The organism is Ramlibacter sp. JJN2-2R (assembly GCF_057747835.1).
The window spans coordinates 2,751,041-2,776,803 of record NZ_CM173226.1 but is presented as its reverse complement, the minus strand read 5'-3'; the positions used below and the strand labels follow the sequence as shown (position 1 = coordinate 2,776,803).

Sequence of the window (25,763 nt, the reverse complement as noted above, 5' to 3'; positions counted from 1 at the left end):
TCGGCTCACTGGCTCACTGCGCGGCCCAGCCGCCGTCCATGTTCCATGCCACGCCGCGCACGTTGTTGGCGGCGGGGGAGCAGAAGAACACGGCGAGCTCGCCCAGCTCCTCGGGCGTGGTGAACTGCATCGAGGGCTCCTTCTCGCCCAGCAGGCGCTTCGTGGCCTCCTCGTTGGTCCAGCCGTTGGCGGCCGCCTTGGCATCGACCTGCTTTTGCACCAGCGGCGTGAGCACCCAGCCCGGGCAGATGGCGTTGCAGGTGATGCCCGTGGTGGCGTTCTCCAGCGCAACGACCTTGGTCAGGCCGACGATGCCGTGCTTGGCGGCGACGTAGGCCGACTTCTCGGCCGAGGCGACCAGGCCGTGCACGGACGCGACGTTGATGATGCGGCCCCAGTTGGCGGCCTTCATCGCCGGCAGCGCCAGCCGGGTGGCGTGGAACGCGCTGGACAGGTTGATGGCCAGGATCGCGTCCCAGCGTTCGGCCGGGAAGTCCTCGACGCGGGCCACGTGCTGGATGCCGGCGTTGTTGACCAGGATGTCGACGCGGCCGAACTGCGCGGCGGCGGCCTTCATCATGTCCTCGATCTCGGCCGGCTTGCTCATGTCCGCGCCGTGGTAGCCCACCTTCACGCCGAGCTTCTGCACCTCGGCCTTGGGCCCTTCGACGTCGCCGAAGCCGTTGAGCACGATGTTCGCGCCCTGGCCGGCCAGGGCCTTGGCGATGCCGAGGCCGATGCCGCTGGTGGAGCCGGTGACGAGGGCGGTTTTGCCGGTGAGCATGGACATGGAAGCTGTCTTTCGTTCGTGGTTGGTACGATGCGCGCGAAGTATCGGACGTTTCCCCGCTGATGGCCCCTACGCTGAACTACGTACCGTGTCCCGACGCCGCGGGCGGCCATCGCATGGCGTACTGGGCCTGGGGCGACCCCGCCGCGCCCCGCGTGGTCGTGTGCGTGCACGGCCTGTCGCGCCAGGGGCGCGATTTCGACGTGCTCGCCCGGGCGCTGGTGGACCTCGCCGGCGGCGCCATCCGCGTGGCCTGTCCGGACGTGGTGGGCCGCGGGCGCAGCGACTGGCTGAAAGACCCGCAGGGCTACGTGCTGCCGACCTATGCCGCCGACATGCTGGCCATGCTCGGCCAGCTGCATGCTGCGGCGCCGGTGCAGGACCTGTCCTGGGTGGGCACCAGCATGGGCGGGCTGATCGGGCTGGCCGTGGCCGGCACGCCCGGCCTGCCGCTGCCCGCGCCGGTGCGGCGCCTCGTCCTCAACGACGTCGGGCCGGTGATCCAGTGGCAGGCCATCCAGCGCATCGGCGCCTACCTGGGCAAGACGGGCCGGTTCGAGAGCGTCGCGCAGGCGGCCGACGCCATGTGGCAGATCTCCACCGGCTTCGGGCCCCACACGCCCGAGCAGTGGATGGCGCTGTCCGAGCCGATGGTCAGGCCGCACCCCGAGGGCGGCTTCACGCTCCACTACGACCCGGCCATCGCGGTGCCGCTGCGCGACATCACCGAGCAGTCCGCCACCCAGGGCGAGGCGGCGATCTGGGCCCTGTACGACGCCATCACCGCGCGCACGCTGCTGCTGCGCGGCGCCGACTCCGACCTGCTGGCCCACGCCACCGCGCAGGCCATGGCGCAGCGCGGCCCGCGCGCCGAGCTGCTGGAGCTTCCCGGCGTCGGCCACGCGCCGACCCTGGTGGCGGCGGACCAGGTCGAGGCCGTCACCTCCTTCCTGTTGCGGCCATGAAGCGGCAGACGGCCGAACCCGTGGAGGGCGGCCCCGTTCCCGAGCTGATCGCAGCGGCGGAACAGGCGCTCCCCCAGCAGGCCCACGCCCTGGCCCGGGCGCGCGCGTTCGCCGAGCCGCTGATCGCGGGCGAGACGCTGGAGACCGGCGAGAACACGCTGGCGCACGCCGACGCCGTGGCGGGCATCCTGAAGTCCATGGGCGGCTCGGAGGCGATGCAGGCGGCCAGCTACCTGGTCTACGCGTGCGCCCACCTGAACAAGCCGCAGGAGGTGATCGCCAAGGCCTTCGGCGACAGCTATGCCGCGCTCGCGGTGGAGACCACGCACCTGGTGCGCGTGCAGCGCCAGGCGCGCGACGCGGGCGACGGCGGCGCGCGCGACGACCCGCGCGTGCAGACCGAGAACGTGCGCAAGATGCTGCTGGCGTTCTCGCGCGACCTGCGCGTGGTGATGCTGCGGCTGGCCTCGCGCCTTCAGACGCTGCGCTGGCACGCGGGCCAGAAGACCACGCCGCCGGCCGACGTGGCGCGCGAGACGCTGCATGTGTTCGCGCCGCTGGCCAACCGGCTGGGCATCTGGCAGCTCAAGTGGGAGATGGAGGACCTGGCCTTCCGCTTCCTGGAGCCCGACACGTACAAGCAGGTCGCGCGCCTGCTGGACGAGAAGCGCGTGGAGCGCGAGGGCGATGTCGAGCGCCTGCGCTCGGCGCTGCAGGACGAACTGGCGGCCCAGGGCGTCGCGGCCCAGGTGCAGGGGCGGCCCAAGCACATCTACAGCATCGTCAAGAAGATGCGCGGCAAGTCGCTCGACTTCGCGCAGGTGTTCGACGTCCGGGCGCTGCGCGTCATCGTGCCCGAGGTGCGCGACTGCTACGACGCGCTCGCCTGGGTGCACCAGCAGTACGAGCCGATCGCCTCGGAGTTCGACGACTACATCGCCCGACCCAAGCCGAACGGCTACCAGTCGCTGCACACGGTGGTGCGCGACGCCGCCGGCCGGCCGATCGAGATCCAGATCCGCACCCAGGCCATGCACGACCATGCGGAGCACGGCGTCGCCGCGCACTGGGCCTACAAGGAGGCGGGCGCCAAGGGCTACGCCGGCGTCGCCGCGGCCAGCGAGTACGACACCAAGATCGCCGTGCTGCGCCAGCTGCTGGCGTGGGAGCGCGACCTGGCCGGCTCGGCCGAGGGGCTGTTCGAGGACCGCATCTACGTGCTCACGCCGCAGGCGTCGATCGTCGAGCTGCCGCAGGGGGCGACGCCGGTCGACTTCGCCTACAGCGTGCACACCAGCCTGGGCCACCGCTGCCGGGGCGCCCGCGTCGACGGCGCCATGGTGACGCTGAACACGCCGCTGCAGAACGGCCAGACCGTGGAGATCGTCGCGGCCAAGGAAGGCGGGCCGTCGCGCGACTGGCTCAACCCGGAGCTCGGATTCCTGGCCAGCCATCGCGCGCGGGCCAAGGTGCGCGCCTGGCTCAACGAGCAGGTGCGGCACGAGACGGTCGCCCGCGGGCGGGAGGCGGTCGAGAAGCTGCTGCAGCGCGAGGGCCGCACGGCCATGAAGCAGACCGACCTGGCCAGCCAGCTGGGCTTCAAGACGCCCGAGGACCTGTTCTTCGTAGTGGGCAAGGACGAGTACTCGCTGCGCAACATCGAGACGCTCCTTAATCCGCCCGGGGCGCCGCTGCCGGCCGACGACTACCTGCTGCTGAAGAAGGCGCGCGCGCCCGATCGCGCCCCCAAGGGCGGCGTGCTGGTGGTGGGCATCGATTCGCTGCTGACGCAGCTGGCGCGCTGCTGCAAGCCGGCGCCGCCGGACGCCATCGCGGGCTTCGTCACGCGCGGCAAGGGGGTGAGCATCCACCGCACCGATTGCAGCAACTTCCGCGAGATCGCCGCACGCACGCCCGAGCGCGTGATCGACGTCGAGTGGGGCCGGCCCCGCGGCGACGGTACCGCGGTGTACCCGGTCGACGTGGCGGTCGAGGCGACCGACCGGCAGGGACTGCTGCGCGACATCTCCGAGGTGTTCGCCAAGGAGAAGATGAACGTGATCGGCGTGCAGACGCAATCCGTGCGCGGCACGGCCTGGATGACGTTCACGGTGGAAGTGAGCGATTCGGCGCGGCTGGGCCGCGTGCTGGGCCTGGTGCGCGAAGTGACCGGCGTGCGCTCGGCGCGGCGGCGGTGAGCGCGCGAGAACAGCGCGCGGCCTCTGCTACAATCTCATGCTTCAAGACCCAGGCGCGTAGCTCAGCTGGTTAGAGCACCACCTTGACATGGTGGGGGTCGTTGGTTCGAGTCCAATCGCGCCTACCAAATTTTCCCTTTAAAATCAACAACTTAGGGCTCCTGCTGAGTCTTTTGGGAAAATCCGGGGAAAAACAGCAATGATGAAGCCGGCTCTGATGAGCCGGCTTCTTTTTTTGCCGAGCTTGAGTCTCAGCAACTCAACAAAATGGCTCCTATTTCGCCTGAGCTCGGCACGCCTCGGTGGCCGCGCAGCACGTTAGGCGGTTGGTGTCCTGGAGCTTGGACGGGTTCGTGCGAGTGGGTATCAGCTACCCGAACGCCGGGGCTGCGAAGTACCTGTTTTGGGATCATCGACGCGACGACCCAAGGGACGTGCAGGTGGATATGTTCCGTTCGATGCAAGCACCTGCTTTTCCAGTTCCATCAGGAGATGCTGTACCTGATGAGCCGCCTCATGAATACCGGACCGGACAGACTCTAGGCCCTCGGCATTTATTTCGCGCGCCTCTGGAACAACGCGCCGGCTCACCTTCCCATGCATCTTGGGTGGGGTCCAGTTCCCAGAGTCAACAAAGATCGTCAGTCGGCCAGTCTCGATGTTCTCCGTCCAGACGCCGTGGACGATGCTGTCCCGCAGGTTTTTAATCGAACGCAGGTCTTCCATCAACTCGGTAAGTTTGACGGTAGTAGTGAAGCCCGCCAGTTCCATCAGCTCCTGGATCATTCGGACATGCTCTTCTGGCCTTGGATCGCGCACTGCCACTCGCCCGAGTATGTCCGTGATGCCGAGCAGGGTGTAGGTGCATTGGCGCAGCAGCCACTCTAAGAACGACCAATGTGCGACCACGCGACCGACAAGCGTTGAGACCTCGTCAGGTGGATCGAGTACAGGCCGACGGAATCCGCCCTCAGGCAATTTTTTGGGTTGTCCGCTCACTGACTTGCCTCCTGTAGTCGCAAAAGAGAAGCGCTCTCATGCGCCCGTGGCTAGTGCTTCGCTAGAGGCGCGCCAGGGCTACACGACTGAGGCGTTCCATACCGACCGTGCCATCACCTTCGAGCAGAAGTGATTGGCCAGCGCGCGATCCAGAGCAGCGGCGAAGCGCCTCATCTGCTCGAGCCGATCCCGAAAATCAGCAAGGCTGAATCCCGGCGGCACTTTGCCTTCGTGAGCGATGTCCGTTCTGAGATCGTTCAACGACGTCAGGATGAACTCGCTGTTCATCTTGCCTGTGGCGCTCACGACGGCCCAAATCTGCTTGACCCCAAGCCTACGAAACAGTTGGGGAAGATTGTTGGGGGACGGGTACTTCTTCTTATCGAGAAAGGCGGCGGCATCAACTGCAGTTGGAGCAGGGCCACCGGCGCCCCAAGCAGCGATCTGTCTGGCGACCTCCGCCACCTTACTCAAGATGGCATGCTCATCTTCACCAATCCCGAACTTCCGGTACTCGGCCGCTAAGTTGGACCCTTTGTGAAGAAGGTACGCAAGCATTAGGTCAGGCCACTTGTCAAAGGCGGGGTTTGTTGACTGCACGGCCGCCAAGGAGTCTTCCACAATGCTTCTGACGTATACCTCTAGTTGCGCGAAGGCGAATACGTAGTAGGCAGCCAGTAGTCGCGTTCCTCCGCCCACCTGTTGCGACTGCTTGTAGAGCGGAACCAGTTCGCTTAGCGCCTGATTCAACTGCAACTCGAACGAGCGTCGAGCCCGACTCTGTCGGTAGCTCATAGATTTCTGAGTAGCGTTGTTACCTTGTGGATGCGGCCCTGCAAGGCGGCTTTGTCGCTCGTCGCCAGTGTCACGCTACGGATGAACTCTGTGTTCTTTTGAAGAGCTTCGTACTCCGCTCGCACGACGCCCACTTTCTTCTTGAGATCGTCGAACTTAGCGGCGCTGAGTTTTCCGCAGGCGAGCATCTGAGCATCAAACACAGCGGCGTTGAACTTAGATCGGCCGTCTTTTGAGAAGGTGAAGGCATGTTGGCCAAACAGCTCGGTCGCCCTGGCGAACGCTGTCTTGATGCCGTCTGCAAGTTGGTCGAGTTCGTCAGTTCCCGGGTTTCGATTCGTCTCGGCGAAGTTTGTGATGAAGGTGGCCAGAGGCTTCTCGTAGGCGCCGAGGCTGTGACTTAGCGCCCAGAATCTGACAACTAGCTCCTCAGCCTTCATGCGCTTGTCTTTGCGGGTGCCCAAGTGCGATTCGAGCTTCAGTTCCTTCGCTGTTTGCGAGGCCCGCTTGAGCAGAGTTCCGTAGTACAGACCGTGCCGAAGTTCTTGTCTGGTTAGAGCGACGGCGCCCGAGTTCAGCCGCTCGAACACGTCGAACTTCACCTGAGGATGCGTCTCCTTCAAGATCACCGTGCATCTGAGGACCCGATTGCTGATGTGACGTTGAAAGCGAACGTCAAGCTGCGAGTAGCTCAGTCCCGCGAGTTCCGGATAGCTCGTGAGCCCGGACAGCGCGAACTCGCCTTTCAGAAAACGACGCAAGCTGTTTAGACGCTGGTTGCCATCAATGACCGAGAACGTTTCGTCTCGCTCTTGGTTCATGTAGAGGACTGGGATGGGACACTGGATGATTAAGGATTCGATCAAGCGAGAAGCCTGCCGATCGCTCCAAACATACCTACGCTGGAACTCTGGGATTGCAACCTCGCCTTTGTCCATCATTCCTATGAGGGTCGCAACGGCGAAGTCGTAGTGCTCCGTTCGGAGAACACGCTTCTCAGGCGGGATAGAGAGAATTGCCTCCTCGAAGTCTTCATCGACTTCGGCGGGAAAAAGAGCATCCGCAAGGGCCTCTTGGTCTTGGCTCAAGATCTTTTTCTTCACTGCCACGGGCTGCTCCTTCCAGATCGCAATCTGTGTGGGAGTGTATCGGGGCTCATCCGCATTTCAACCGGCGCAATCTCGAGCGCCAATGCGAGCTGAGGTGTTCCAGGCTGCGGCGGACAGGACCGCGACACGACCGTGGGATAAGCCTATGAAGAACCGGCGTCAGTCTTACCGAGGCGACTAGGTCCACTCTCCTCGGACCCACCTATCGAACCCGACTAAATCGACGTATATGCGCCCATCGGGTGCCCTGTAGTAATGCAGTCCTTCGGCCCATACGCCTCGTGCGATCTTTGCTTCGATGGCCTTCACGGTGAGGCCGGTGCAAGCAGCGGCGAGAGAGATCGTCACACAGCGCGATGGAACGAGTGGCGGCTCATCACTCGGGCAGGCGCGCGCGATCTTCTGGGGCTTGGGCATAGCGAACCTCTTACCTGTATTTTTATACAGGTAATTTAGTTGCTTCGCTCAGCCCAGTAGATCAGCTAGGTGTGATGTCTGGTGCAATCGCAGCGGGCTATAATGCGAGGTTGTCATTCGTTGCGATTGGTGTTTTTTCTTCGAGTCCAATCGCGCCTACCAGATGCCATGAAGGCCCCTGTTTCCGGTTCCGGAAGCAGGGGCTTTTTGCATTCCCGCGACAGGATGGGCGGCGCCACGGAACGGCCCAGTCGGTCGATGACGACAAGGCGCGCAACCGGTGTCCGGCAGCCCGGCCCGCGATCGCCGCGTGCAATGGCCCTGCGCCCCTCCTGGGCGCGAACGAAGGAGCCAGGCACATGCAGACGGAACAGTTGAAGCAGAGCATCGATCGCATCGAACAGGCGGTCGACGAGGCCAAGCGCGCCGTGCAGGCGGGGTCGGTTCCCGACGACCTGCGCCAGAGCGTGGAGACGCTGCACCAGCAGGCGCGGCAGGTCCAGCAGGCGGCGGGCTCGCAGCAGCAGGCCGGCCAGGACAGCCTGCGCCAGCAGGTGATGCAGCTGGAACAGTCGGGCGACCGCGCCGTGCAGGTGTGCCGCGCCTCGGGGATCAAGGTCGATCCGCAGGCGCAGCAGGCGGTCAAGCGCGCGCACGACGAGATCTCCAGCCTCAAGAAGCAGATGGGCTGAGCGCCGAAGCGGTGCGCAAGCGGGGAGGCCAGGCGCTCAGGCGACCAGGTCCTCGATCACGAAGTGCCGGTAGCGCACGGCGTACGACACCTGCGCATCCTTCAGGCTGGCCATCACGCGCTCGGAGGTGCGGGCATCGCGCACCGGGATCAGCAGCGCGTGGTGGCCCTCGCGCGCCAGCGTCGCGAAGTGCCGGGCCGTGTCTTCCTCCGTCCCGACCGAGGGCAGGGCCAGGTCGTGGCCGTCGAACCGGTGGACGACGTCCAGCACATCCTGGGGCGTGAGCAGCAGCACGGTGTTGGTGTCGTAGCCGTCGCGCGCCAGCAGGGCTTCCGCCGACCGCGCGTGGGCCTCGGAGGGCACCATGACGACCAGGTGGCCGGTCGGGTAGAAGTCGCCGAGCAGCGACATCATGTGGCGTTCCAGGTGGAATGCTTGCATCGCGAACCTCCTTGACGAATGGGCCAGCGTGCGCCTGCCGCGTGCGCGCGTCAACGCGTCTTCGGCACGAGTGGTAACACGGCGCCGCCACGGGCGACGGCGCCGCCACGGGCGCCCCCGGTGCCAGGCAGGCGGGGCGGAAAAGGCTCAGCCTCGCCCGGCCGGTACAATAGGCGCCTGATCGCGCTCGGCGGCCCGCCGGCGCAGGCCTGCTGCCACCGTAGGGTAAACCTGTGGCGCAGCGCAACGGCGGCTTCCTAGAATCTGCTGCACCGCGCAAACCGCGCGTGAGGCGCCAAGTACGCCAGGAGTTGCCCCCGTGCAAAGCAAGAAGGCCAGTGCCGCCAAGCCGGCGCAGCGCGTGATCAAGAAGTACCCGAACCGGCGCCTCTACGACACCGACACCTCGAGCTACATCACCCTCGCGGAGGTGAAGCAACTGGTGCTGGACAACGAGCCGTTCGTGGTCCGGGACGCCAAGAGCAACGAGGACCTGACGCGCAGCATCCTGCTGCAGATCATCCTCGAGGAAGAGGCCGGCGGCGCGCCGATGTTCAGCGAGGCGGCCCTCGCCAACATCATCCGGTTCTACGGACACGCCGCGCAGGCCTTCATGGGCAGCTACCTCGAGAAGAACGTGCAGGCGTTCACCGAGATCCAGGCCAAGCTGGCCGACCAGTCCAAGCAGCTGACGCCCGAGATGTGGGCGCAGTTCATGAGCATGCAGAACCCGATGATGCAGGGGCTGATGGGCAATTACGTCGAGCAGTCCAAGAGCATGTTCGACAAGATGCAGGAACAGATGCAGATGGCCTTCGGGCTGACCACCAAGCGCTGACAAGGCGCGCACCGAAGGCGAAAGGCCGGGCGAACCCCGGCCTTTCGCGCTTCGGGACAATCGAATGAACATGAGCGATACCACCCCTGCCGGGACCGCGACGCCGAAGGTCGGCTTCGTGAGCCTCGGCTGTCCCAAGGCCCTGACCGATTCCGAGCTGATCCTCACCCAGCTGTCGGCCGAGGGCTACAGCACGTCCAAGACCTTCGAGGGCGCCGACCTCGTCATCGTCAACACCTGCGGCTTCATCGACGACGCCGTCAAGGAGAGCCTGGACACCATCGGCGAGGCCTTGGCCGAGAACGGCAAGGTGATCGTCACCGGCTGCCTCGGCGCGCGCGCGGGCGAGGGCGGCGGCAACATGGTGCGGGAGGTCCACCCGTCGGTGCTGGCCGTCACCGGCCCGCATGCGACGCAGGAGGTGATGGACGCGGTGCACACGCACCTGCCCAAGCCGCACGATCCGTTCATCGACCTGGTGCCGGCGGCCGGCATCAAGCTCACGCCCAGGCACTATGCGTACCTGAAGATCAGCGAGGGCTGCAACCACCGCTGCACCTTCTGCATCATCCCGTCGATGCGCGGCGACCTGGTAAGCAGGCCGGTGGGTGACGTGCTCAAGGAGGCGCGGGCGCTGTTCGAGTCGGGGGTCAAGGAACTGCTGGTCGTGAGCCAGGACACCTCGGCCTACGGCGTCGACGTGAAGTACCGCACCGGCTTCTTCGACGGCCGGCCGGTGAAGACGCGCATGCTGGACCTCGTGCAGGCGCTGGGCGAACTCGCGCAGCCGCACGGCGCCTGGGTCCGCCTGCACTATGTCTATCCGTACCCCCATGTCGACGAAGTGCTGCCGCTGATGGCCACGGGGGCGGTGCTGCCGTACCTGGACGTGCCGTTCCAGCACAGCCATCCCGACGTGCTGCGCCGCATGAAGCGGCCGGCCAGCGGCGAGCGCAACCTGGAGCGCCTGCAGAAATGGCGCGAGGCCTGCCCGGAACTGGTGGTGCGCAGCACCTTCATCGCCGGCTTCCCCGGCGAGACCGAGGCGGAATTCCAGCACCTGCTGGACTTCGTGCGCGAGGCACAGATCGACCGGGCCGGCTGCTTTGCCTACAGCCCGGTCGAGGGCGCGGCGGCCAACGAGCTGCCGGGCATGCTGCCGGCGCAGGTGCGCGAGGAGCGGCGCGCCCGCTTCATGGAGGTGGCCGAGCAGGTCTCGGCCGCGCGGCTGCGGCGCCGCGTGGGCGCGACGATGCAGGTGCTGGTGGATTCGGCGCCGGGGCTCGGGCGCAAGGGCGGCGTCGGCCGCAGCTATGCGGACGCGCCGGAGATCGACGGCACGGTGCGCCTGCTGCCGCCGGAAAAGCTCAGCAAGCAGCTGAAGGTGGGCGAGTTCACGCGCGCCCGCATCGTGGCGACCGAGGGCCACGACCTCGTCGGGCTGCCGGTCTGACCGCCGCAACAAAAAAGCCGCCTGCGGGCGCAGGCGGCTTGCGGAAAGAACAAAGCCGGCAAAGCCGGCTTTATCATTGTCTTGGTGCCCAGGAGAGGACTCGAACCTCCACGATGTTACTCGCTAGTACCTGAAACTAGTGCGTCTACCAATTCCGCCACCTGGGCATTTCAGGAAAGAAGGGATTCTAGCATCAAAAATACAGAACAACGAACAACCGGGCTGCTCGATGAAATCGAGGGCGTCATCCAGGGTCATCGCGATGGCCATGGCTACGTGGTCCGGGACGACGGCGAGACCGACGTCTATCTTCCTCCCAACGAGATGCGGGCGGTGCTGCACAAGGACCGCGTGCGCGCCCGCATCGTCCGGCACGACCGCAAGGGTCGCCCGGAGGGCCGGGTCGTCGAGATCGTCGAGCGGCCGCCGCAGCCGATCATCGGCCGCCTGCTGCACGAGAGCGGCGTCTGGCTCGTCGCCCCCGAGGACAAGCGCTACGGCCAGGACGTGCTGATCCCCAAGGGGGCCACCGGCACCGCCAAGGCGGGGCAGGTGGTGGTGGTCGAACTGACCGAGCCGCCCAGCCTGTACGGGCAGCCGGTCGGCCGCATCAAGGAGGTGCTGGGCGAGATCGACGACCCCGGCATGGAGATCGAGATCGCCGTGCGCAAGTACGGCGTGCCGCACGAGTTCAGCGAGGCCTGCATCGCCATGGCCCGCACGCTGCCCGACAAGGTGCGACCGGCCGACCGCCGGCACCGGGTGGACCTCACCGACGTGCCGCTGGTCACCATCGACGGCGAGGACGCGCGCGACTTCGACGACGCGGTGTACTGCGAGCCGGCCAAGGTCGGCCGCGGCAAGGGCTGGCGGCTGCTGGTCGCCATCGCCGACGTCAGCCACTACGTGGAGACCGGCAGCGCGATCGACGTCGATGCGTACGAACGCGCGACCAGCGTCTACTTCCCGCGCCGGGTGATCCCGATGCTGCCGGAGAAGCTGTCCAACGGCCTGTGCTCGCTCAACCCCGAGGTCGACCGCCTCTGCATGGTCTGCGACATGCTGATCACCGCCAACGGCGAGATCCAGGCCTACCAGTTCTATCCGGGCGTGATGTGGAGCCACGCGCGCTTCACGTACACCGAGGTGGCGGCCATCCTGGCCAACACGCGCGGCCCCGAGGCCCAGCGCCGCAAGGACCGCGTGGGCGACCTGATCAACCTGCACGACGTCTATCGCGCGTTGCTCAAGGCGCGGCAGGCGCGTGGCGCCGTCGACTTCGAGACCACCGAGACACAGATCGTCTGCGACGAGAGCGGCCGCATCGAGAAGATCGTGCCGCGCACGCGCAACGAGGCGCACCGGCTGATCGAGGAGTCGATGCTGGCCGCCAACGTCTGCGCGGCCGACTTCATCCAGGAAGGCAAGCACCCGGGCGTGTACCGCGTGCACGAGGGGCCGACGCCGGAGAAGAAGGAGATCCTGCGCAACTACCTCAAGGCCATGGGCGTGGGCCTGTCGATCAGCGACGAGCCCATGCCGGCGGAGTTCCAGAAGATCGCCGAGGCGACCCGCGAGCGCCCCGACGCGCAGCAGATCCAGACCATGCTGCTGCGCTCCATGCAGCAGGCGATCTACACGCCGATCAACAGCGGCCACTTCGGCCTGGCCTACGACGCCTACACGCACTTCACCAGCCCGATCCGGCGCTACCCGGACCTGCTGGTGCACCGCGTCATCAAGGCGATCCTCGGCAAGCGCCACTACACGCTGCCGGTGCTGCCCACCCCGGGCGAGGCGCACGAGAAGCTCGCGCGCCGACTGGCCAGCCGCGTCGCCCCGCCGGGGCAGAAGCTGAAAAAGCCCGCCGCGCCGCCCAGCCGCGAAGTGCAGGCCTGGGAGGCCGCCGGCCTGCACTGCAGCGCCAACGAGAGACGTGCCGACGAAGCCAGCCGCGACGTCGAGGCCTGGCTCAAGTGCAAGTACATGCGCGAGCACCTCGGCGAGGAATACGGCGGCGTCGTCAGCGCGGCCACCAGCTTTGGCATCTTCGTCACGCTGGACCAGCTGTACGTCGAGGGCCTGGTGCACATCACCGAGCTGGGGGGCGAGTACTTCAAGTTCGACGAGGCGCGGCAGGAGCTGCGCGGCGAGCGCACCGGCATCCGCTACGCCATCGGCACCCGCGTGCGCGTGCAGGTCAGCCGCGTCGACCTGGATGGCCGCCGCATCGACTTCCGCCTGGTGCGCGAGGGCGACGAGCTGGAGTCCCGCGCCATGCGCGACAAGGGCGTGCCGGGCGGTCCGGCGGGCACCTCCGCGGCCAAGCGCGCCAGCCGCAAGTCGGCGGCCAAGGGCGCGGACCGCGGCCCGGTCCAGTCCCTGCGCGCGGCGGTGAAGAAAGCCGTCGCCAACAAGCCCAAGGGACGCAAGGGCCGCCGTTGAACGGCCGAACGAGGAGACCACGAAGATGAACAAGACTGCACGCATCGCCATCGTCACGGGGGCCGGCAGCGGCGTGGGCCGGGCCGCTGCGCTCGCCCTGCTGGCCGACGGCTGGCGCGTCGCGCTGGCGGGCCGCCGGCAGGACGCACTGGAGGCGGTGGCACGCGAATCGGGGGCGGGCGACCGTTGCCTGCCGGTGCCCACGGACGTCACCGACCCGGCGTCGGTGAAGGCCCTGTTCGACCGCGCGGTGGCCGCCTGGGGCCGAGTCGACCTGCTGTTCAACAACGCCGGCATCGGCGCGCCCGGCGTGCCGCTCGACGAGCTGCCGGTCGAGACCTGGAAGCAGGTCGTCGACACCAACCTCAATGGCATGTTCTACGCCATCCAGCAGGCATTCCGCGTCATGAAGGCGCAGTCGCCGCAGGGTGGGCGCATCATCAACAACGGCTCGATCTCGGCCCACGCGCCGCGGCCGAACTCGATCGCCTACACGGCGACCAAGCACGCTGTGACCGGGCTCACCAAGGCGGCTTCGCTCGATGGCCGCAAGCACGACATCGCGGTCGGCCAGATCGACATCGGCAACGCCATGACGGACATGGCGGCGCGCATGGCCAAGGGCGTGCCGCAGGCCAATGGCGAGATCGCGGCGGAGCCGCTCATGGACGCGGCCATCGTCGGCCAGTCCGTGCTCTACATGGCCAACCTGCCGCTGGAAGCCAACGTGCTGTTCCACACAGTGATGGCCACCAAGATGCCCTTCGTGGGGCGCGGCTGACGGCCGTCAGCCCTGCTGCTGCGTCAGCGCGCCGGCCGTGAGCGTCCGGTCCGCCGGCCAGCGGTCGGCGATCAGGCCGTGCCGGTACACCGCCGCGCAGGCGGCGTCGAAGGGCGCGAGCCCGGCCGCCAGGGCCGCGGCCACCATGCCGGCCAGCACGTCGCCGGTGCCGCCCGTGGCGAGCCGGGCATTGCCGGTGGGGTTGATCGCCGGCGGCCGTCCCGGGCCCGCGATCACGGTGCCCGACCCCTTGAGCACGACGGTGCAGCCGAATCGCCGCGCGAGGGTCGACGCGGCCCGCACGCGGTCCGCCTGCACGTCGGACGTGCCGATCGCCAGCAGCCGCGCCGCTTCGAGGGGGTGCGGCGTCAACACCGTCGGATGGCCGGCCGCCGCGCGCTCGCGCAGCCGGTCCTGCAGCGCGGCCTGCGCCGCGACGGCGTTCAGGCCGTCGGCATCGAGCACCAGCGCCTTCGCGCGCGCCAGGACGTCGTCCAGCACCGCGGCCACCGCGCTGCCGCCACCACAGCCGCAGGCGACCGCCATGGCCTCCAGGGGCAGGCGCGCCCAGTCGCGCACCATCAGCTCCGGCTGCTGGCCGACCAGGCGCTCGGCCGCGGGATCGAGCGGGCACAGGAACACGCGGCCCGCGCCGGCATGCAGCGCGGCGCGCGCGGCGAGGACGGCGGCGCCCCCCATGCCCGGCGCGCCGCCGATCACGGCGACGTCGCCGTAGCTGCCCTTGTGCGTGGCATGCAGGCGCTCGCCGGCGGCCGGCGGGCCGGCGAGGAGGGCGGTGGCGGGCTCCCCCGGCGCCACGCCGAGGTCGTCGAACCAGACCCGGCCCGCCGCGTCGCGCCCGCCGCCGGTGAACAGCCCCGGCTTGAGGGCCAGCAGGCTCAGGGTGTGGCGTGCGCGCACCGACGCGCCCGTGCCGGTGTCGGCGCCCAGGCCGCTCGGGATGTCGATGGACAGCACGGGGTTGCCCGCCGCGTTGATGCGATCGACAGTGGCCGCGAGTTCGCCCTGCAGCGGGCGGCTCGCGCCGATGCCCAGCAGGGCGTCCAGGCAGAGGTCCCAGTCCGAAGGCGGCTGCGCGCTGGCGCCGATGCCGGCTTGCGTGCACCTGGCCCAGGCCGCGGCTGCGTCGGCGGGCAGCGCGTCGGGCGCGCCGAACAGCGTGAGCGTGACGTGCTTGCCCCAGCGGCGCAGGTGGACGGCGGCCTCCATGCCGTCGCCGCCGTTGTTGCCAGGCCCGCAGGCCACCCAGATGCGCCTGGCATGGGGCGCGACCGCCAGCGCGAGGCGCGCCGTGGCGAGCCCGGCGCGCTGCATGAGCGCGTGCGGCGGGAGTTGCGCCGCCGCGGCCTGCTCGATGCGCCGCGTGGCGGCCACGTCGAACAGGGGCCAGGGACGCTCGGGCGTGACCGGGTGCATGGCGCGATTGTGCGACGGCGCCGAACGGGACGGCGGCGCGAGGCCGCCACGGCAAGCTTTGGGGCGACGGGCCGGCGGCATCGTCCGACGCGCGGATGTCGGGCGTCCGGACTGGATTGCGGGTCGAGCCCGCAATGACGAGCCTTCACCCTGACCAGCCCGCACGCTGTCATGCCGGGCTCGACCCGGCATCCAGCGACGTCCTTCGAACACCTCGGGCCTCGCCCGGGGCCCACGGCGCCTCAGGTGGCGAGGCGCTCCATGCCCAGGCCTTCGATGTCCAGCAAGGGCTCGTGGCCGGACATCAGGTCGGCGACGACGCGCGCGCTGCCGCAGGCCAGCGCCCAGCCGCTCGAGCCGTGCCCGAGGTTGACCCAGACGCCCGGGATGCCGGTGGCGCCCAGCACCGGCGGGCCGTCGGGGAGCATCGGCCGCGCGCCCTTCCACTCCTGCACGGCGGCGCCGGTGTTGGACAACTGCGCGGCGCCGGGGAACCAGTCGTGCAGCACCTTGTACAGGGTCTGCAGGGCGGCCGGGTGCCGGTGGTGCGGCGAGCCGCCGATCTCCGCGCTGCCGGCCACGCGCACGCGCCGGCCGAGGCGGGTGATCGCCACCTTGTAGCGCTCGTCCATCAGCGCGCTGCGCGGCGCGTTGAGCGCCTCGCGAATCGGCGCACTGATCGAGTAGCCGTGCACGGGCGCCAGCGGCAGTTGCAGGCCGAGCGGCCGCAGCAGCAGCGCCGAGTCGACGCCGCCGCACACGACCACCGCATGGAAGTCGCGCCGCTGTGGCGCGCCGCCCTCGGCCTGCACCACCAGGCTGGCGGGCCGCGCCGCGTCCAGCGGCTGCACCGAGGTGTTGAACTCGAACCGGGCGCCCACGCCGCGGGCCGCGTCCTTGAGCAGCAGCGCGAACTGGCGGCAGTTGGCCGCCTCGTCGTCCGGGAGGTGCACGGCGCCGATGAAGGGCGTGTCGGGGTTCAGCGCCGGCTCGACGTGGCGCGCCTGCGCCGCGTCGATCTCGTGGAGGGCGACGCCGGCCTCGCGCAGCACCTGCAGCCCGGGCTGCACCATGCGCTGGTCCTTCTCCGAGCGCAGCAGCACCATGTAGCCCGGGCTGCGGTCGTACTCGAGCTGCAGCGAATCGGTCAGCCAGTGCAGCCGCTCGCGGCTGTAGAAGGCCAGCCGCTGCAGGCGCGCCCGGTTGGCCAGGTAGGTCGGCAGGTCGCAGTGCTGCCACCACTGCCACATCCAGCGGATCTCGGCGCCCGAGAGCGGCCAGCTCACGCGCACCGGCGCGTGCCGGCTGAACAGGTGGCGCAGCACCTTGGCCGGCATGCCGGGCGCGGCCCACGGCGTGACGTAGCCCGGCGCGACGACGCCGGCGTTGGCGAAGCTGGTTTCCTCGGCCACGGCTCCGCGGCGCTCGAACACGGTGACTTCGTGCCCGTCCGCGGCCAGCTCGTAGGCCGTGGTGACGCCGACGATGCCGGCGCCGATGACGGCGACCTTCAAGGTGCGGCGCTCCTTCCGATGCGGCCGGTCATCCGCGACGCACGCCCTGCAGGGCGGCTTCGACGGCGAGGCCGAGGTCCAGGAGGGCGTCGTCGCGCATCGGACCCTGCCACAGCATCAGGCCCACCGGCAGGCTCCCGGGCGCGTGGCACGGCACGGACAGCGCGCAGCCATCGAGCATGTTGACGACGCTCGTGTTGCGCAGCAGGAGCGCATTGGTGCGGAAGAAGGCCTCGTCGCGCTCGGTGCCCGGCGCGACGTCGGCGATGGCCGGCGCGACGATGGGCACGGTGGGCGAGAGCACGGCGTCGTAGCCGGCCAGGGCCTGCTCGACGCGCGCGATCCAGTCGGCGCGGGCGCGGACCAGGTCGAGGTATTCCCAGGCCTTCATCGCCGCGCCGCGCTCGATGCGCGTGCGCACGCGCGGGTCGTAGCCGTCGCCGCGGCGGGCGAGCAGCTGGCGGTGCCAGGCGTAGCTCTCGGCGGCGGAGAAGCCGCCGGTGGCCTGGATGGCGCCCAGGTCGCGGATCTCGTCCAGGGGGATCTCTTCCACGCGCGCGCCGGCGTCGCGCAGCGCGCGAAGGGCGGACTCGAACGCACGCGCGACCGGCAGGTCCAGGCCGTCGAGCATCTGCGTGCGCGCGACCCCGAAGCGGGCCTGCGCGAGCGGCTTGCCGGCCAGGGCGACGCGGCGCGCCGCCAACACCTCGTGCGCGAGCACGGCGTCGCGCACCGAGCGCGTCATGGCGCAGGCGGTGTCGAGCGTGGTGGACAGCGGCACGGCGCCGTCCAGCGGCGTGAGGCGGGCGGTGTTCTTGAAGCCGACGATGCCGCACAGCGCGGCGGGGATGCGGATCGAGCCGCCGGTGTCGGAGCCCAGGCCGATGAACGCCGCGCCGGTGGCCACCGACACGGCCGCGCCGGACGATGAGCCGCCCGGGATGCGCGGCTTGTCCGTGTCGGCCGGGTTGGCCGGCGTGCCCAGGTGCGGGTTCACGCCCACGCCCGAGAACGCGAACTCGGTCATGTTGGTGCGGCCCAGGAGCGTGGCGCCGGCGGCGCGCAGCCGCGCGACGGCCCCGCTGTCCCGCGCGGCGGGCGCGGCGTCGGCCAGCACGGTCGAGCCGGCGGCGGTGACCTCGCCCTGCACGTCGAACAGGTCCTTGACCGAGACCGCCAGCCCGGCCAGCGGAAGCTGCCCGACGCCGGGCCGCGTGGCCTGCTGGCGGGCGGAAGGGGAGAGGGCGATGAAGGCGCGGTCGCAGGCGGGCGAGCGGGCGATGGCGAGCGCGCGGTCGAGTTCGGCCTCGCTGCTGGTGCGCCCGCGCTCGAGCTGGGCACGGGTGGCGATGAGGTCGTCCATGGGGAGGGGAAGCGGGCGGGCTATGCTAGAATCCTGCGGTTTTGCTGGGTGGCATTTGCACGGTGCAAGGGCCGCTTGACCAGCGAAGCGAATCGCGAATCCGTTCCAACCAGGTGTCGCGGCGGTCCCAGGCGGGCCTTCGTGATTGCGGGGCGGATTCTAGACCCAACCTAGGAAATTCTCATGGCAGTCTCCATGCGCGAAATGCTGGAAGCCGGTGTCCATTTCGGCCACCAAACCCGCTTCTGGAACCCCAAGATGGCCCCGTTCATCTTCGGCCATCGCAACAAGATCCACATCATCAACCTGGAAAAGTCGCTTCCGATGTTCCAGGACGCGATGAAGTTCGTGAAGCAGCTGTCGGCCAACCGCGGCACCATCCTGATGGTGGGCACCAAGCGCCAGGCGCGCGAGATCGTCGCCACCGAGGCCCGCCGCGCCGGCGTGCCCTTCGTCGACCAGCGCTGGCTGGGCGGCATGCTCACCAACTTCAAGACGGTCAAGACCTCGATCAAGCGCCTGAAGGACATGAAGGCCCAGCAGGAAGCCGGCCTCGAGTCGATGAGCAAGAAGGAACAGCTGATGTTCCAACGCGAGATGGACAAGCTCGAGAAGGACATCGGCGGCATCCAGGACATGAACAGCCTGCCCGATGCCATCTTCGTGATCGACGTGGGCTTCCACAAGATCGCCGTGTCCGAGGCCAAGAAGCTGGGCATCCCGCTGGTGGGCGTGGTCGACTCCAACCACTCGCCCGAGGGCATCGACTACGTCATCCCCGGCAACGACGACTCGGCCAAGGCCGTGACGCTGTATGCCCGCGGCATCGCCGACGCCGTGCTGGAAGGCCGCGCCAACGCCGTCAGTGACGTCGCCCGCGCCGTCAAGGAAGGCAGCGACGAGTTCGTCGAGGTCGAAGAAGGCGCCGGCGCCTGATCGCCATCCGCACCCGAAGGAAGGGGCTCTCGGGCCCCTTTTTACCGTCCGAATTCTGAAAGGATCCTGAACATGGCAGCAATCACCGCAAGCATGGTCGCCGAACTGCGCGCCAAGACCGACGCCCCGATGATGGAGTGCAAGAAGGCGCTCACCGAGGCCGAGGGCAACATGGACAAGGCCGAGGAGCTGCTGCGCGTCAAGCTCGGCAACAAGGCCGGCAAGGCCGCCGCGCGGATCACCGCGGAGGGCGTGGTCGCCGCCAGCATCCAGGGCACGACCGGCGCGCTGCTCGAGGTCAACTGCGAGACCGACTTCGTCACCAAGAACGACAGCTTCACCGCGATGGCCAAGGCCGCCGCCGAGCTCATCGCCAAGAGCAACCCGGCCGACGTCGCCGCGCTGGGCGCGCTGCCCTACAGCCAGGACGGCTTCGGCCCCACGCTGGAAGACGTGCGCAAGGGCCTGATCGGCAAGATCGGCGAGAACATGAGCTTCCGCCGCTTCAAGCGCTTCGACGGCGGCAGCAAGCTGGCGTCGTACCTGCACGGCACCCGCATCGGCGTGGTCGTCGAGTACGAGGGCGACGAGGTGGCCGCCAAGGACGTGGCCATGCACGTGGCCGCCATGAAGCCGGTGGCGCTGACCAGCGCCGACGTGCCGGCCGAGCTGATCGAGAAGGAGCGCAACGTCGCCACCGCCAAGGCCGCCGAGTCGGGCAAGCCCGCCGACATCGCCGCCAAGATGATCGAAGGCTCGGTGCAGAAGTACCTCAAGGAGGTCTCGCTGTTCAACCAGCCGTTCGTGAAGAACGACAAGCAGACCGTGGAGCAGATGCTCAAGGCCGCCAACACCACGGTGAAGGGCTTCACCCTGTACGTGGTGGGCGAGGGCATCGAGAAGAAGGTCGACGACTTCGCCGCCGAAGTCGCCGCGCAGGTCGCGGCCGCCAAGGGCGCCTGACGCCCGCAGCCCGCGCGAGCGCGGGCTTTTCCCACCCCCGGGCGATCCCCGGGGGCACCCAGCCCCGCTAAACTCGATTCCGTCCACCAGGAGATCCCCCGCATGCCGTCCGAGTCGCCCGCCCACAAGCGCATCCTGCTCAAGCTGTCCGGGGAGGCTCTGATGGGCGACGACGCGTTCGGGATCAACCGGGCGACGATCGTGCGCATGGTCGAGGAGATCGCCGAGGTCGTGAACAGCGGCGTGCAGGTGGCCGTGGTCATCGGCGGCGGCAACATCTTCCGCGGCGTGGCCGGCGGCTCGGTCGGCATGGACCGCGCCACCGCCGACTACATGGGCATGCTGGCCACCGTGATGAACGCGCTGGCGCTGGCCGACACGATGAACAAGCAGGGCCTGGTGGCCCGCGTGATGTCGGCCATCGCCATCGAGCAGGTGGTCGAGCCCTACGTGCGGCCCAAGGCGCTGCAGTACCTGGAAGAGGGCAAGGTCGTGATTTTCGCGGCCGGCACCGGCAACCCGTTCTTCACCACCGACACCGCCGCCGCCCTGCGCGGCGCCGAGGTCGGCGCCGAGCTGGTGCTCAAGGCGACCAAGGTCGACGGGGTGTATTCGGCCGACCCGAAGAAGGACCCGTCCGCCACCCGCTACAGCAAGATCACCTTCGACGACGCCATGGCGCAGAACCTGGGCATCATGGACGCCACCGCCTTCGCGCTGTGCCGCGACCAGAAGCTGCCGATCAAGGTGTTCTCGATCTTCAAGCACGGCGCCCTCAAGCGGGTGGTGATGGGCGAGGACGAGGGCACGCTCGTCTACGCGTGAAGAGGAACGAGGAGCAAGCCGCATGAGCAGCATCGCCGAGATCAAGAAGACCATGGAAGGCAAGATGGACCAGTCCATCGGCGCCTTCAAGAACAACCTCACCAAGATCCGCACCGGCCGCGCCAACCCCGCGCTGCTGGACACGGTGCAGGTGGACTACTACGGCTCGATGATGCCGATCAGCCAGGTCGCCAACGTGGCGCTGCTGGACGCGCGCACCATCAGCGTCCAGCCCTGGGAGAAGGGCATGGGGGCCAAGATCGAGAAGGCCATCCGCGAGAGCGACCTGGGCCTGAACCCGGCCTCGATGGGCGACCTGATCCGCGTGCCGATGCCGCCCATGAGCGAGGAGCGCCGCAAGGAGATGACCAAGCTGGTGCGCCACGAGGGCGAGAGCGCCAAGATCGCCATCCGCAACCTGCGCCGCGACGCCAACGAGCACGTCAAGAAGCTGGTCAAGGACAAGGTCGCCTCCGAGGACGACCAGAAGCGCGCCGAGGGCGACATCCAGAAGGTGACCGACCGCCACATCGCCGAGATCGACAGGATGGTCGAGGCGAAGGAGCAGGAGATCATGGCGGTCTGACGCCGCCGTGCCCCGCATGTCCACGATCCCGTACCACATCGCCATCGTCATGGACGGCAATGGCCGCTGGGCGACCCGGCGGTACCTGCCGCGCGTGGCCGGCCACAAGAAGGGCGTCGATGCCCTGCGCGCCTGCGTGCGCCACTGCGGCGAGCGCGGCGTGAAGGTGCTCACCGTGTTCGCGTTCTCCTCCGAGAACTGGAACCGGCCGCCCGAGGAAGTCTCCGGCCTGATGGAGCTGCTGGCGGTGGCGCTCTCGCGCGAGGTGCCGCACCTCAAAGCCGAGGGCGTGCGCATCCAGTTCGTCGGCGACCGTTCGGCGCTGTCCGAGAAGGTGCGCGCCGGCCTCGTGCAGGCGGAGGCCGCCACCGCCGCCAACACGCGGCTGCAGTTCAACATCTGCTTCAACTACGGCGGCCGCTGGGACATCGCCCAGGCCGCGGCCAAGCTGGCCGAGCGTGGCGAGCCCATCACCGAGCAGAGCCTCGATCGTGCGATGGCGCTGGCGGACGTGCCCGACCCCGACCTCCTGATCCGCACCGGCGGCGAAAAGCGCATCAGCAACTTCCTGCTCTGGCAGGCCGCCTATTCGGAGCTGTACTTCAGCGACAAGCTCTGGCCCGAGTTCGACGCCGCGGCGCTGGATGCCGCCATCGCCGACTACGCGCAGCGCGAGCGCCGGTTCGGCAAGACCCCGCAGCAGCTCCAGCCGGTGGCCAAGAAGGCCGCCTGATCGCCGCATGCTCAAGCAGCGCGTGATCACGGCCGTCGTGCTGCTGGCCATCCTGTTGCCGGCGCTGTTCTGGCGCACCCCGCAGCCCTTCATCGCCATCGCGCTGGTCCTGATCGGCGCGGGCGCCTGGGAATTCGCCCGCCTGAACAACTGCCGGCCGGTCGCGGCCGTGTCCGCGGGCGTGCTGTGCGTCGCCATCTGCGCCGTGTCCTGGGCCATCGGCTGGGTGGAACGCCCGCTGCCGGCGCTGTGGGCCGCCGGCGGCCTGGCGTGGGTGGTGCTGGGCGCGCTCATGCTGCGCGCCGGCGTGCCGGGCTGGCCGCAGGCGCCGCGCCGCCTGCGCCTGGCGGGCGGGGTGCTCGCGCTCTGGCTCGCGTGGCTCGCGGTCGCCCAGGCGCGCACCATCGGCGTCAACTTCCTGCTCTCCGCGCTGGTGCTGGTGTGGGTGGCCGACATCGGCGCCTACTTCGCCGGCCGCACCTTCGGCCTGAAGTTCACGCGCAACAAGCTGGCGCCCTCCATCAGTCCCGGCAAGAGCTGGGAGGGCGTGTGGGGCGGCATGCTGGGCGTGCTGCTGCTGGCCGTGGGCTGGATCGCCGGCGACCGCCATTGGGACGCCGCGGTGCCCAGCCTGTACTCGCACCTGGCCGCGGCGGGCTGGTGGGCCGTCGTCGCCGGCGTCGTCTTCCTGTGCGCGATGAGCGTGGTGGGCGACCTGGTGGAATCGCTGGTCAAGCGCAGCGCCGGCGCCAAGGACTCGAGCAACCTGCTGCCCGGCCACGGCGGCGTGCTCGATCGCGTGGATGCGTTGCTGCCCACGCTGCCGCTCGCCATGCTGCTGGCCTCGCTCGCACGATGAAGCAGCGCGTCGCCATCCTCGGCTCGACCGGCTCGATCGGCGTCAGCACGCTGGACGTGATCGAGCGGCACCCCTCGCGCTTCGAGGTCGTGGCGCTCAGCGCCGGCTCGCGCGTGGAGCCGCTGCTCGCCCAGTGCGCCAGGTTCCGCCCCCGGTTCGCCGTCATGGCCGATGCCCAGGCGGCCCGGCTGCTGGCCGACCGCGTCGCCGCCGAGGGCCTGCCCACCCGCGTGCTGGCCGGCGACGAGGCGCTCGACCGCCTGGTGGCCGACGACGGCGTCGACACCGTGATGGCCGCCATCGTCGGCGCGGCCGGACTGTCCTCGTGCCTGGCGGCCGCGCGCGCCGGCAAGCGCCTGCTGCTGGCCAACAAGGAAGCGCTTGTGGTCGGCGGCGACCTGTTCCTGGCGGCCGTGCATGCCGGCGGCGCGCGGCTGCTGCCCATCGACAGCGAGCATTCGGCGATCTTCCAGTCGCTGCCCGAGGACCCCGCGACCTGGGCCGACCGGGTGGACCGGATCATCCTCACCGCCTCGGGCGGCCCGTTCCGCGGGCGCGAGCCGGCCTCGCTGCGCGACGTCACGCCGGAGCAGGCCTGCGCGCACCCCAACTGGGTGATGGGCCGCAAGATCTCGGTCGATTCGGCCACCATGATGAACAAGGCGCTGGAGGTCATCGAGGCGCGCTACCTGTTCGGCCTGCCGCCGGAGCGGCTGGAGGTGGTGATCCATCCGCAGAGCGTCATCCATTCCATGGTCCAGTACCGCGACCATTCGGTGGTGGCGCAGCTGGGCACGCCCGACATGCGGGTGCCCATCGCCTATGGCCTGTCCTGGCCGGAGCGCATCGCCTCCGGCGCGGCGGCGCTGGACTTCGCCCGGCTGGCCGACATGAGCTTCGAGTCGCTCGACAGCAACCGCCACCGCGAGCGCTTCCCCGGCCTGCAACTGGCCTGGGACGCGCTGCGCGCCCCGTCGGGCACCACGGCCGTGCTCAACGCCGCCAACGAAGAGGCGGTGGCCGCGTTCCTCGAGCGGCGCATCCGGTTCGACCAGATCCATGCGGTGAACCTTGCAACTTTGGAGGCCGTGGTGCCGTCCAAACCTCAGGCGCTGGCCGACCTGCTCGCGCTGGACACCCGTGCCCGGCAGGCGGCGCGGGAACGCATCAGCCGGTCCGGATGACCGCCGGCCCAGGAGGCCCCATGCTCACCATCGTCGCTTTCATCGTCGCGCTCGGCCTGCTCGTGGCGGTGCACGAGTGGGGCCACTACCGCGTGGCGGTGGCCTGCGGCGTCAAGGTGCTGCGGTTCTCGGTCGGCTTCGGCAAGACGCTGTACGCGTGGAAGCCGCGCCGCCAGCGCCCCGGCCAGGACACCGAATTCGCGATCGGCGCCTTCCCCCTCGGCGGCTACGTCCGCATGCTCGACGAGCGCGAGGCGCCCGTCGAGCCCGGCGAGCGGCACCTGGCCTTCAACACCCAGCCGCTGAAGGTGCGCGCGGCCATCGTCGCCGCCGGCCCGGCCGCCAACCTGCTGCTGGCGGTGCTGCTCTATGCCTGCGTCAACTGGTGGGGCGTGCAGGAGCCCGAACCCGTGCTCGGCTCGCCGGTGCCCGGCTCGGCCGCGCAGCAGGCCGGCCTGCAGGGCGGCGAGCGCGTGGAGCGCGGCGGCTTCGACGGCGAGGCACTCGCGCGCGTGCGCTCGTTCGAGGACGTGCGCTGGCTGCTCACGCGCGGCGCGCTCGACGGCCACGACGTGCGCCTGCAGGTGGTGGACCCCGGGCGCCGCGGCGCGCACGAGGTGGTGCTGCCGCTGGCCGGGCTGCACCCGACCGAGGCCGACGCGACCCTGTTCCGCCGCATCGGCGTGCTGGCGCCGCTGACGCGCCCGGTGCTGGGCGACGTGGTGGCGGGCAGCCCCGCCGAGCGCGCCGGCCTGCGCAAGGGCGACCTCGTGCTGCGTGCGGGCGACACGGCCATCGTCGACGCCCAGCAACTGCGCGAGTGGATCCGCCGCCAGGGCGAGGGCGGCACGCCGCGCGCGGCGGCCTGGCGGGTGGACCGCGAAGGCCGCACCCTGGACCTGCAGGTGACGCCCGATGCAGCCGACGAGGCGGGCCGGCCGATCGCGCGCATCGGCGCCTACGTGGGCGCGCCGCCGGCCATGGTGGAGGTGCGCCACGGCCCGCTCGAAGGCCTGCGGCTGGCGGCGGTGAAGACCTGGGACGTCTCGGTGCTGACCGTGCGGATGATGGGGCGCATGGTGATCGGCGAGGCCTCGCTGAAGAACCTGAGCGGCCCGCTCACGATCGCCGACTACGCGGGCAAGTCCGCGAGCCTGGGCCTGGTGCAGTACCTGGTGTTCCTGGCCATGATCAGCGTGAGCCTGGGGGTGCTGAACCTGCTGCCGCTGCCCGTCTTGGATGGCGGGCACCTGATGTATTATCTTTGGGAGGCGGTGACGGGGCGAAGCGTCTCGGACGCGTGGATGGAGAGGCTTCAGCGTGGCGGCGTGGCGGTGCTGCTGGTCATGATGACGATCGCGCTGTTCAACGACGTCACGCGTCTCTTCGGGTAACGACAACAAACGACGGCTTGGCCGCAGCCAGCCCCGGGCCAGCGGG

At 69.2% G+C, this 25,763-nt stretch carries 24 protein-coding genes and 2 tRNA genes; 16 read left to right on the top strand and 10 right to left on the bottom strand.

All coding sequences use genetic code 11. The features are described from left to right. Positions 1 to 13: 13 nt before the first annotated feature. The gene (locus AC3ANR_RS13495; RefSeq protein WP_488288616.1) at positions 14 to 784 is read right to left on the bottom strand and encodes a 3-hydroxybutyrate dehydrogenase; all 771 of its coding nucleotides are present in this window, start codon (positions 782 to 784) and stop codon (positions 14 to 16) included. 65 nt (positions 785 to 849) lie between these two features. On the opposite strand from AC3ANR_RS13495, the gene AC3ANR_RS13490 reads away from it, so the two are divergent. The 3 genes from AC3ANR_RS13490 (at position 850) to AC3ANR_RS13480 (ending at position 4,081) form a co-directional block, all read left to right on the top strand. Beyond that, on the top strand, positions 850 to 1,755 hold the full coding sequence (locus AC3ANR_RS13490; protein ID WP_488291813.1) for an alpha/beta fold hydrolase: 906 nt from the start codon (positions 850 to 852) through the stop codon (positions 1,753 to 1,755). Further along, a complete protein-coding gene (locus AC3ANR_RS13485; RefSeq protein WP_488288615.1) occupies positions 1,752 to 3,953 on the top strand; it encodes a RelA/SpoT family protein in 2,202 nt (733 codons plus the stop codon). Before AC3ANR_RS13490 ends, AC3ANR_RS13485 begins: the two co-directional genes overlap by 4 nt. A gap of 51 nt (positions 3,954 to 4,004) precedes the next feature. Next, positions 4,005 to 4,081 (top strand) — tRNA-Val (locus tag AC3ANR_RS13480). Between the two features lie 238 nt (positions 4,082 to 4,319). On the opposite strand, the gene AC3ANR_RS13475 is transcribed toward AC3ANR_RS13480, so the two are convergent. The 4 genes from AC3ANR_RS13475 to xisR all read right to left on the bottom strand — a co-directional run bounded on the left by AC3ANR_RS13475 (position 4,320) and on the right by xisR (position 7,273). After that, positions 4,320 to 4,952 carry a hypothetical protein gene (locus tag AC3ANR_RS13475; protein ID WP_488288614.1) on the bottom strand — a complete coding sequence of 211 codons (633 nt, stop codon included), beginning with the start codon at positions 4,950 to 4,952 and terminating at the stop codon, positions 4,320 to 4,322. A 78-nt stretch (positions 4,953 to 5,030) separates the two neighbouring features. Next, positions 5,031 to 5,747 carry a HEPN domain-containing protein gene (locus AC3ANR_RS13470; RefSeq protein WP_488288613.1) on the bottom strand — a complete coding sequence of 239 codons (717 nt, stop codon included), beginning with the start codon at positions 5,745 to 5,747 and terminating at the stop codon, positions 5,031 to 5,033. Continuing rightward, positions 5,744 to 6,856 carry a GmrSD restriction endonuclease domain-containing protein gene (locus tag AC3ANR_RS13465; RefSeq protein WP_488288612.1) on the bottom strand — a complete coding sequence of 371 codons (1,113 nt, stop codon included), beginning with the start codon at positions 6,854 to 6,856 and terminating at the stop codon, positions 5,744 to 5,746. The genes AC3ANR_RS13470 and AC3ANR_RS13465 overlap by 4 nt, the downstream gene beginning before the upstream one ends. Before the next feature lie 177 nt (positions 6,857 to 7,033). Further along, entirely contained in the window at positions 7,034 to 7,273 is a 240-nt protein-coding gene (gene xisR / locus AC3ANR_RS13460; RefSeq protein ID WP_488288611.1) for an excisionase family protein, read from the bottom strand. A 359-nt stretch (positions 7,274 to 7,632) separates the two neighbouring features. Here xisR and AC3ANR_RS13455 point away from each other — a divergent pair, with 359 nt between their 5' ends. After that, complete coding sequence (locus AC3ANR_RS13455; RefSeq protein WP_488288610.1) at positions 7,633 to 7,965, top strand: hypothetical protein; 333 nt, start codon at positions 7,633 to 7,635, stop codon at positions 7,963 to 7,965. Positions 7,966 to 8,001: 36 nt separating this feature from the next. On the opposite strand, the gene AC3ANR_RS13450 is transcribed toward AC3ANR_RS13455, so the two are convergent. After that, a complete protein-coding gene (locus AC3ANR_RS13450) occupies positions 8,002 to 8,406 on the bottom strand; it encodes an RNA-binding protein (RefSeq protein ID WP_488288609.1) in 405 nt (134 codons plus the stop codon). A gap of 319 nt (positions 8,407 to 8,725) precedes the next feature. Between AC3ANR_RS13450 and phaR the strand changes: the two genes are divergently transcribed. Further along, positions 8,726 to 9,244 carry a polyhydroxyalkanoate synthesis repressor PhaR gene (phaR, locus tag AC3ANR_RS13445; protein ID WP_488288608.1) on the top strand — a complete coding sequence of 173 codons (519 nt, stop codon included), beginning with the start codon at positions 8,726 to 8,728 and terminating at the stop codon, positions 9,242 to 9,244. A 70-nt stretch (positions 9,245 to 9,314) separates the two neighbouring features. Continuing rightward, complete coding sequence (gene rimO, locus AC3ANR_RS13440) at positions 9,315 to 10,697, top strand: 30S ribosomal protein S12 methylthiotransferase RimO (RefSeq protein ID WP_488288607.1); 1,383 nt, start codon at positions 9,315 to 9,317, stop codon at positions 10,695 to 10,697. Between the two features lie 82 nt (positions 10,698 to 10,779). Here the strand turns inward: rimO and AC3ANR_RS13435 are convergent. Further along, positions 10,780 to 10,864: transfer RNA gene (locus tag AC3ANR_RS13435), tRNA-Leu, on the bottom strand. A gap of 55 nt (positions 10,865 to 10,919) precedes the next feature. Here AC3ANR_RS13435 and rnr point away from each other — a divergent pair. Both rnr and AC3ANR_RS13425 read left to right on the top strand, forming a co-directional pair. After that, on the top strand, positions 10,920 to 13,142 hold the full coding sequence (gene rnr / locus AC3ANR_RS13430; RefSeq protein WP_488291812.1) for a ribonuclease R: 2,223 nt from the start codon (positions 10,920 to 10,922) through the stop codon (positions 13,140 to 13,142). 25 nt (positions 13,143 to 13,167) lie between these two features. After that, positions 13,168 to 13,923, top strand: a complete 756-nt coding sequence (locus tag AC3ANR_RS13425) for an SDR family oxidoreductase (RefSeq protein ID WP_488288606.1) — start codon at positions 13,168 to 13,170, stop codon at positions 13,921 to 13,923. Positions 13,924 to 13,929: 6 nt separating this feature from the next. Here AC3ANR_RS13425 and AC3ANR_RS13420 read toward each other — a convergent pair whose 3' ends face one another. The 3 genes from AC3ANR_RS13420 to AC3ANR_RS13410 all read right to left on the bottom strand — a co-directional run bounded on the left by AC3ANR_RS13420 (position 13,930) and on the right by AC3ANR_RS13410 (position 18,237). After that, positions 13,930 to 15,360: an NAD(P)H-hydrate dehydratase gene (locus AC3ANR_RS13420; RefSeq protein WP_488288605.1), complete on the bottom strand. Its 1,431-nt coding sequence runs from the start codon at positions 15,358 to 15,360 to the stop codon at positions 13,930 to 13,932. A 242-nt stretch (positions 15,361 to 15,602) separates the two neighbouring features. Continuing rightward, on the bottom strand, positions 15,603 to 16,874 hold the full coding sequence (locus tag AC3ANR_RS13415; RefSeq protein ID WP_488288604.1) for a D-amino acid dehydrogenase: 1,272 nt from the start codon (positions 16,872 to 16,874) through the stop codon (positions 15,603 to 15,605). A gap of 28 nt (positions 16,875 to 16,902) precedes the next feature. Next, positions 16,903 to 18,237 carry an amidase gene (locus tag AC3ANR_RS13410; protein ID WP_488288603.1) on the bottom strand — a complete coding sequence of 445 codons (1,335 nt, stop codon included), beginning with the start codon at positions 18,235 to 18,237 and terminating at the stop codon, positions 16,903 to 16,905. A gap of 183 nt (positions 18,238 to 18,420) precedes the next feature. Here AC3ANR_RS13410 and rpsB point away from each other — a divergent pair, with 183 nt between their 5' ends. From rpsB to rseP, 8 genes are all read left to right on the top strand, one after another. Next, positions 18,421 to 19,173 (top strand): 30S ribosomal protein S2, encoded by a 753-nt coding sequence (gene rpsB / locus AC3ANR_RS13405; protein WP_488288602.1) that lies wholly within the window; start codon positions 18,421 to 18,423, stop codon positions 19,171 to 19,173. A gap of 72 nt (positions 19,174 to 19,245) precedes the next feature. Then, complete coding sequence (gene tsf, locus AC3ANR_RS13400) at positions 19,246 to 20,136, top strand: translation elongation factor Ts (protein WP_488288601.1); 891 nt, start codon at positions 19,246 to 19,248, stop codon at positions 20,134 to 20,136. Positions 20,137 to 20,238: 102 nt separating this feature from the next. Further along, on the top strand, positions 20,239 to 20,961 hold the full coding sequence (pyrH, locus tag AC3ANR_RS13395; RefSeq protein ID WP_488288600.1) for a UMP kinase: 723 nt from the start codon (positions 20,239 to 20,241) through the stop codon (positions 20,959 to 20,961). Positions 20,962 to 20,983: 22 nt separating this feature from the next. Further along, positions 20,984 to 21,547 carry a ribosome recycling factor gene (gene frr, locus AC3ANR_RS13390; protein ID WP_488288599.1) on the top strand — a complete coding sequence of 188 codons (564 nt, stop codon included), beginning with the start codon at positions 20,984 to 20,986 and terminating at the stop codon, positions 21,545 to 21,547. A 16-nt stretch (positions 21,548 to 21,563) separates the two neighbouring features. Continuing rightward, the gene (uppS, locus tag AC3ANR_RS13385) at positions 21,564 to 22,280 is read left to right on the top strand and encodes a polyprenyl diphosphate synthase (RefSeq protein WP_488288598.1); all 717 of its coding nucleotides are present in this window, start codon (positions 21,564 to 21,566) and stop codon (positions 22,278 to 22,280) included. Between the two features lie 7 nt (positions 22,281 to 22,287). Then, complete coding sequence (locus tag AC3ANR_RS13380) at positions 22,288 to 23,139, top strand: phosphatidate cytidylyltransferase (protein ID WP_488288597.1); 852 nt, start codon at positions 22,288 to 22,290, stop codon at positions 23,137 to 23,139. Then, positions 23,136 to 24,323, top strand: a complete 1,188-nt coding sequence (gene ispC / locus AC3ANR_RS13375; RefSeq protein WP_488288596.1) for a 1-deoxy-D-xylulose-5-phosphate reductoisomerase — start codon at positions 23,136 to 23,138, stop codon at positions 24,321 to 24,323. Before AC3ANR_RS13380 ends, ispC begins: the two co-directional genes overlap by 4 nt. A 20-nt stretch (positions 24,324 to 24,343) precedes the next feature. Next, a complete protein-coding gene (rseP, locus tag AC3ANR_RS13370) occupies positions 24,344 to 25,717 on the top strand; it encodes an RIP metalloprotease RseP (protein WP_488288595.1) in 1,374 nt (457 codons plus the stop codon). Positions 25,718 to 25,763: the final 46 nt, after the last annotated feature.